This is a genomic window from Caulobacter sp. P1_B12_2, assembly GCF_056406675.1.
On record NZ_JBFTZS010000229.1, the window covers coordinates 1 to 7,291 of the forward strand.

The 7,291-nt window shown below is 65.3% G+C and carries 7 protein-coding genes; 6 read left to right on the top strand and 1 reads right to left on the bottom strand.

Going from position 1 to position 7,291, the window contains the following annotated elements; translation table 11 throughout:
- On the top strand, positions 1 to 178 hold a 178-nt coding region (locus AC1DZ6_RS14880), incomplete at its 5' end, for a substrate-binding domain-containing protein (RefSeq protein WP_477097940.1).
- A 144-nt stretch (positions 179 to 322) separates the two neighbouring features.
- On the opposite strand, the gene AC1DZ6_RS14885 is transcribed toward AC1DZ6_RS14880, so the two are convergent.
- Positions 323 to 898 carry a hypothetical protein gene (locus tag AC1DZ6_RS14885; protein ID WP_477097934.1) on the bottom strand — a complete coding sequence of 192 codons (576 nt, stop codon included), beginning with the start codon at positions 896 to 898 and terminating at the stop codon, positions 323 to 325.
- A gap of 328 nt (positions 899 to 1,226) precedes the next feature.
- Between AC1DZ6_RS14885 and AC1DZ6_RS14890 the strand changes: the two genes are divergently transcribed.
- From AC1DZ6_RS14890 to xylD, 5 genes are all read left to right on the top strand, one after another.
- Positions 1,227 to 1,898 (top strand): hypothetical protein, encoded by a 672-nt coding sequence (locus AC1DZ6_RS14890; RefSeq protein WP_477097935.1) that lies wholly within the window; start codon positions 1,227 to 1,229, stop codon positions 1,896 to 1,898.
- Between the two features lie 377 nt (positions 1,899 to 2,275).
- The gene (locus AC1DZ6_RS14895; RefSeq protein ID WP_477097936.1) at positions 2,276 to 3,427 is read left to right on the top strand and encodes a fumarylacetoacetate hydrolase family protein; all 1,152 of its coding nucleotides are present in this window, start codon (positions 2,276 to 2,278) and stop codon (positions 3,425 to 3,427) included.
- A gap of 23 nt (positions 3,428 to 3,450) precedes the next feature.
- Complete coding sequence (xylB, locus tag AC1DZ6_RS14900; RefSeq protein ID WP_477097937.1) at positions 3,451 to 4,203, top strand: D-xylose 1-dehydrogenase; 753 nt, start codon at positions 3,451 to 3,453, stop codon at positions 4,201 to 4,203.
- Between the two features lie 232 nt (positions 4,204 to 4,435).
- Entirely contained in the window at positions 4,436 to 5,308 is an 873-nt protein-coding gene (locus AC1DZ6_RS14905) for an SMP-30/gluconolactonase/LRE family protein (protein WP_477097938.1), read from the top strand.
- The gene (gene xylD / locus AC1DZ6_RS14910) at positions 5,295 to 7,088 is read left to right on the top strand and encodes a xylonate dehydratase XylD (protein WP_477097939.1); all 1,794 of its coding nucleotides are present in this window, start codon (positions 5,295 to 5,297) and stop codon (positions 7,086 to 7,088) included. Before AC1DZ6_RS14905 ends, xylD begins: the two co-directional genes overlap by 14 nt.
- The last annotated feature ends 203 nt before the right edge of the window (positions 7,089 to 7,291 follow it).

Sequence of the window (7,291 nt, forward strand, 5' to 3'; positions counted from 1 at the left end):
CATCTGGCCGGCCCTGACCACCGTCCACCAACCGATCGCCGCCATGGCCCGCGCCGCGGTCGACCTGGTTCTGGAAGAGATCCGCCGCAAGCGCACCAAGGCCGGCGAACCGCGCCAGTTGATGCACCCGCACACCCTGATCGTTCGCGACTCGACGGGACCGGCGCCGGACGCTTGAGAGGCGGCCGATTTCCCTTTTTGCCCCGTCATTCCCGCCCTGAAATGAGGGAAATACACTGCCCCGGGCAAACACGGGCGCCGGCGCCGAGAGCGGACATGTTGATCGTCAGAGAAGGGTGGAAAAGAGCCCTGAGCCGATGGACTAGTTTGCCGGTTGAGGGCGGCGGCGCTCATGCCACGCTGCATACTCTTGGCCCTTGTCGGTGACGTGGAGAACCCCAGCTGTCATCTGGATCAACACGTGAAATTCAAGAGCGTTTAGGATCGCTGCACGCTCATGACCTGGAATAGTAAGGCCAAAGGTCGCTTCGAAAGCGCTCATTGTGGTGTCAGAGTTCAGGTTGATTAGCCAGTCGAGTATGAGCTGAGTAGCGGGCGCGTAGAACAGATTGAGATAGCGATATTCCCAAATGCGTGTTGCGGCTCTTTCAGCGCTGAACCATTCGTCCAGACGTCTCGCATCCTCAGGTGACAACTGCGCTATCACCGGAGGAGTTGGTACCGGCTGAGGTAGGGAGGTTGGTTCTGACGCGGTCGCTATCCGCTCACTTTGGCCAGCGAGCGGGCCCAGGTTGAACGACCGCAACCGCCGCAGGAAGTCCCCGATCTCTGTTTTGTAAGCGAAAAGGAAGTATCCCGCGATACTCGCCGCCAATGGAGGCCAGGACAGAAGGACTTTCAGAAATGAAAGGCCGATATTCCAGTCCGCCCCGAACATGTGCATTTCCTGACGATGCCGTTTTGTCGAGCTTCGCCATGAACTCGTCCTTCGTCTACCCTCAATCCGAAATGACGGACTAGGGTGGGGGGCGGGCCTCGGACCTCACGGCCTAGGGCAGAACTTCGAAACGTCGGTTCAGGGTGGCTAGCGGGCGTCAGGCTGTTCAATCTGAAGGAACGGTCGCGCCAGAAAACTGCGAGGACATGTGGATATCCAGCACCGCACGCCATCGGTCTCCCCTAACGCGCACTTCCGCCGATCGCTTTGGAGCTTGAGTGTGCGATGAAAACTCCCCATAGTTGTGCCCGGTGTGTGGAGTTGCATGATGATTGAGAAGATCAAAACGATCAGCAACCCTCTTACGATCATTGCGATCTTCGCGGCTTTGGCGGAAGTTGCAGGGGCGGTTACTTTGCCGCTGGTCGCTGAAGCAATCCAGGCAACCTATATCTGGTTTATAATGGGCTTCCCAGTAGTCTTAGTGGTAGCATTTTTTGTTACTTTGAATTTTAACTCGACCGTCTTATATGCGCCGAGCGACTACAAAAATGAAGACAATTTCCTCAATGTGGCACGGCGTGGACGTGATTTTGAGCGCAGTTTAGACCAGCTGAACGAACAGCTTGAGAAGACAAAGACGGCACTGTTCGATGAAATTAAGCAGGAGGCCGACAACGTCGGGGAAGCTGAGCGGGCTAGGCTTAGTCAGGTCGCTAGCGAGCAAATCAAGATTATCCAAGGTTACGTTGACAGTGCGCGGGTGATTGGAGAAGATTTTGCGGCGACGGCGGAGCCGGCGCTTCCTCAATCTGCACTCCAGGCAGAAATACTTAAATTCCTTGCGCGCTCGCCTTCGCCAGAAGCCGTGCCGGTAATTGCAGGTGCATTGAGAATGAGTGTTCCAGCGACCGAACGAGCGTTAACAAAACTGACTAAGCGGGGTCTCGTTGAACTCGCGGCGGGAGATCCGAACCTCTATTTCCGTCGAGCCGCCTAGCGCCCATCTGTGCGGCGGCAGCCTGGGAACGGAGAGTCCGCAACGGGTCGCCTGCGGAATCTGCATGGGCGCCGAATCCGGACCTTCAGACCGCGACCGCGAGCCATCTTCGACCGTCGGATCGACCCGATCGCGATAGACGACCAAAAACTCCTGGATCTCCGGCGCCGACCGGAGGCGCTGTCCTACTGAAGCTAACACCGTTGTAAGTGGCCTCGCGCCCACTCTTCCGCCAGGGTGTCGGCGCGATTTGCGCCGCGCGGCAGGGCTTGCGCTGAGCGTAGTGTTAGCGCTAACAACGTCATCGACAGATGACGGGGGGCGTGGGCGGCGAATTAAGACCGGTCCAGCGCGCCCGCCAGGGAGAGAGACGACCGGTGGCCCTTAGCGATTTCCTTCCCGACGACTGGCGTGACGCGACCCTGCTGGGCCGTATCGACTTTGGCCAGGGTCCGACTCCGGTCCTGATCCGCGGCGGACGGATCGAAGACGTCAGCAAGATCGCCCCGACCACCTCCGACCTGATGAACGCCTTCGCGCCCGGCGCGGCGATCCCGCGCGGCGAGGACCTGGGTCCGCTGGAAGCGCTGGACGTGCGCGCCGTGTGGGAGAACCCGGAAGGCGCGGCCGCCAAGCTGCTGGCTCCGGTCGACCTGCAATGCCTGAAGGCCGCCGGCGTCACCTTCGCCGTCTCGACCCTGGAGCGGGTGATCGAGGAACGCGCACGCGGCGACGCCGCCGAGGCCCTGAAGATCCGCGCCCAGCTGGCCGACAGCATGGGCGGCGACCTGCGCGGCGTCGATCCCGGCTCGGAGGGCGCCGAGCGCCTGAAGCAGACCCTGATCAAGGGCGGCCTGTGGTCGCAATATCTGGAAGTCGCCATCGGGCCCGACGCCGAGATCTTCACCAAGGGCCCGACCCTGTCCTCGATGGGCTGGGGCGACCACGTCGGCGTCCGCAACGACAGCCACTGGAACAACCCCGAGCCGGAAGTCGTGCTGCTGTGCGACGGATCGGGCCGGATCCGCGGCGCCTCGCTGGGCAACGACGTCAACCTGCGCGACTTCGAAGGCCGCTCGGCCCTGCTGCTCAGCAAGGCCAAGGACAACAACGCCTCGTGCGCCATCGGCCCGTTCTTCCGCCTGTTCGACGACGCCTTCAGCCTCGACGACGTCCGCTCGGCCGAGGTCACGCTGAAGATCACCGGCCGCGACAACTTCGTGCTCGACGGCCACAGCAACATGAGCCTGATCAGCCGCGACCCGGCCGTGCTGGCCGGTCAGGCGTTCGGCAAGCAGCACCAGTATCCCGACGGCTTCGCCCTGTTCCTGGGCACGATGTTCGCGCCGATCCAGGATCGCGACGCCGCCGGCCAAGGCTTCACCCACAAGGTCGGCGACCGGGTGCGCGTGGCCACCCCGAAGCTGGGCGTGCTGGAGAACGAGGTGACCACCTGCGATCTCGCCGCCCCGTGGACGTTCGGCGTCTCCGCCCTGATCCGCAACCTGGCCGGCCGAGGCCTTCTGTGAACATTGAAGTAAAGCGCCCGCAAGTGAGCACCTCCTCCGCCATCTATCCCAGCCTTCGGGGCAAACGCGTCGTGATCACCGGCGGCGGCTCGGGCATCGGCGCCGGCATCGTGGCGGGCTTCGTGCGCCAGGGCTCGGAAGTGATCTTCCTCGACGTCGCCGACGCGGATTCCAAGGTGCTGGCCGAGCAGCTGTCAGGCTCGGAAATCGCGCCGGTCTACGTCCGCTGCGACCTGACCGACCTGGACGCGGTGGCCAAGACCTTCGCCGACATCGGTCCCATCGACGTGCTGGTCAACAACGCCGGCAACGACGACCGCCACAAGCTGGCCCAGGTGACGCCCGCCTATTGGGACGAGCGCATCAACGTGAACCTGCGCCACATGCTGTTCTGCACCCAGGCCGTGGCCCCGGGCATGAAGGCGCGCGGCGGCGGGGCGGTGATCAATTTCGGCTCGATCAGCTGGCACCTGGGTCTGGAAGACCTGGTCCTCTACGAAACCGCCAAGGCCGGCATCGAGGGCATGACCCGCGCCCTGGCCCGCGAGCTGGGTCCCGACGACATCCGCGTCACCTGCGTGGTGCCGGGCAACGTCAAGACCAAGCGCCAGGAGAAGTGGTACACGCCCGAGGGCGAGGCCGAGATCGTCAAGGCCCAGGCCCTGAAGGGCCGCCTGGTCCCCGAGCACGTCGCTTCGCTGGTGATGTTCCTGGCCTCGGACGACGCGTCCCTGTGCACCGGCCACGAATACTGGATCGACGCCGGCTGGCGTTAGGGGTTGCCCCCTCCCCCCTCAATGGGGGAGAGCTGTCGCACAGGGTCAAAAACGGTTGTCATCCCGGACAAGCGCGCAGCGCGCAGATCCGGGACCGGCGCGTGAACTCAGAGCTTCCGGCGGTCCCGGATCTGCCCCCGGCTTTCGCCGGGGTTGTCCGGGACGACAGATCTTTTTAGGGCATATGCGACTGCCCTCCTCTATCGAGCGGAGGGCCTAGGAGATGCTACCGATGCCTACCCCCACCTGCGTCTGGGATCTGAAGGCCACCCTAGGCGAGGGGCCGATCTGGTCCGCCGAGGAACAGGCCGTATGGTTCGTCGACATCAAGAGCCACAAGGTCCACCGCTTCCATCCGGCCAGCGGCGAGACGACCAGTTTCGACGCCCCCGACCAGGTCACCTTCCTCGCGCCACGCGCCGGCGGCGGGTTCGTGGCCGGCCTCAAGAGCGGCCTGCACCATTTCCACCCCGACATCGGCTTCACCTTCCTGGGCGAGATCGAGCCGCCGGAGCTGAACAACCGCCCCAACGACGCCACCGTCGACGGCGAGGGCCGGCTGTGGTTCGGCACCATGCACGACGGCGAGGAGACCCCGACCGGGGCGCTCTACCGCCTCGACGAGGCCGGCCGGCCGATCGCCGAGGACACCGGCATCTGCATCACCAACGGTCCCTGCGTCAGTCCCGACGGCAAGACCTTCTACCACACCGACACCCTGGACAGGACGATCTGGGCCTACGACATGGAGGGCGGCGCGCTGTCGAACAAGCGCCTGTTCTTCAAGCTCGAGATCGAAGACGCCTGGCCCGACGGCTCGGTGGTCGACGCCGAGGGCTTCGTCTGGACGGCCCTGTGGGGCGGCCACGGCGCGCTGCGCCTGTCGCCCGCCGGCGAGATCGTCGACCGCGTCACGCTCGACGCCATCAACGTCACCAAGCCCTGCTTCGGCGGCCCCGACCTGAAGACCGTCTATTTCACCACCGCCCGCAAGGGTCTCAGCGACGAGCAACTCGCCGCCTATCCCCTGTGCGGCGGCCTGTTCGCCCTGCCCGTCGCCGTCGCCGGCCAGCCCCAATACGAGGTGCGTCTTGACCTCCCATAACACCCCCTCGGGCCGTACTCCGCGCCGCTTCCGCTCGCGCGACTGGTTCGACAATCCGGACCACATCGACATGACCGCCCTCTATCTGGAGCGGTTCATGAACTACGGGATCACCCCGGAGGAGCTGCGCAGCGGCAAGCCGATCATCGGCATCGCCCAGACCGGCAGCGACATCTCGCCGTGCAACCGCATCCACCTGGACCTGGTGACCCGGATCCGCGACGGAATCCGCGACGCCGGCGGCATTCCGATGGAGTTCCCGGTCCACCCGATCTTCGAGAACTGCCGTCGCCCGACGGCGGCCCTGGATCGGAACCTGTCCTATCTGGGCCTGGTCGAGACCCTGCACGGCTATCCGATCGACGCCGTGGTCCTGACCACCGGCTGCGACAAGACCACCCCGGCCGGCATCATGGCCGCCACCACGGTCAACATCCCGGCCATCGTGCTGTCGGGCGGCCCGATGCTGGACGGCTGGCACGACGGCGAGCTGGTCGGCTCGGGCACGGTGATCTGGCGTTCGCGGCGCAAGCTGGCGGCCGGCGAGATCAACGAGGACGAGTTCATCCAGCGCGCCGCCGACAGCGCCCCCTCGGCCGGCCACTGCAACACCATGGGCACCGCCTCGACCATGAACGCCGTCGCCGAGGCGCTGGGCCTGTCGCTGACCGGCTGCGCGGCGATCCCCGCCCCCTACCGCGAGCGCGGCCAGATGGCCTATCGCACCGGCCAGCGGATCGTCGACCTGGCCTATGAGGACATCAAGCCCAAGGACATCCTCACGCAGCAAGCTTTTGAAAACGCGATCGCCCTGGTCGCGGCGGCCGGCGGCTCGACCAACGCCCAGCCTCATATCGCCGCCATGGCGCGGCATGCTGGGCTCGAAATCACCGCCGACGACTGGCGCAAGGCCTACGACATCCCGCTGATCGTCAACATGCAGCCGGCCGGCAAGTATCTGGGCGAGCGCTTCCACCGGGCCGGCGGCGCGCCGGCGGTGCTTTGGGAGCTGCTGCAGAACGGCCGCCTGCACGGCGACGTCCTGACCGTCACCGGCAAGACGATGGCGGAGAACCTGGAAGGCCGCGAGACCAAGGACCGCGAGGTGATCTTCCCCTACGCCGAGCCGCTGGCCACGAAGGCCGGGTTCCTGGTGCTGAAGGGCAACCTGTTCGATTTCGCGATCATGAAGTCCAGCGTGATCGGCGCCGATTTCCGCGCCCGCTACCTGTCCAAGCCCGGCCAGGAAGACATCTTCGAGGCCCGGGCCATCGTGTTCGACGGCTCCGGCGACTATCACGCCCGGATCAACGACCCGGCCCTGGCCATCGACGAGCACTGCATCCTGGTGATCCGCGGCGCGGGTCCGATCGGCTGGCCGGGCTCGGCCGAGGTGGTGAACATGCAGCCGCCGGACGCCCTGCTGAAGCGCGGCATCATGAGCCTGCCCACCCTGGGCGACGGCCGCCAGTCGGGCACCGCCGACAGTCCCTCGATCCTCAACGCCTCGCCCGAAAGCGCGATCGGCGGCGGGCTGTCGTGGCTTCGCACCGGCGACACCATCCGCATCGACCTGAACACAGGCCGCTGCGACGCCCTGGTGGACGAGGCGACCATCGCCGAGCGCCGGCTCGAGGGCCTCCCGCCCGTGCCGGAGACCATGACCCCCTGGCAGGAAATCTACCGCGCCCACACGGGCCAGCTGGAGACCGGCGGGGTGCTGGAGTTCGCGGTGAAGTACCAGGACCTGGCCAGCAAGTTGCCCCGGCATAACCACTGATCTGGAAGGCCCTCGGAGTGATCCGGGGGCCTTTTTGTTCAGGGGAGCGAGGGCTAACACTTGCCCCCTCCGGACCGCTTCGCGGTCGTCTTCCCCCACAGGGGGAAGAGGCGTGTCCTCCGCCCCCTATGGGGGCGGACAGACGGCGAAGCCGTCAGGTGGGGGCAAGTCAGTGTGATCCCACCCAAGACGCGCCCTCAGAC

What these genes read in the sequence shown, in the direction of transcription:
- AC1DZ6_RS14890 (WP_477097935.1), top strand. Translation starts at nt 1,227, where the DNA reads ATGATTGAGAAGATCAAAACGATCAGCAACCCTCTTACGATCATTGCG.
- AC1DZ6_RS14905 (WP_477097938.1), top strand. Translation starts at nt 4,436, where the DNA reads ATGCCTACCCCCACCTGCGTCTGGGATCTGAAGGCCACCCTAGGCGAG.
- AC1DZ6_RS14885 (WP_477097934.1), bottom strand. Translation starts at nt 898, where the DNA reads ATGTTCGGGGCGGACTGGAATATCGGCCTTTCATTTCTGAAAGTCCTT.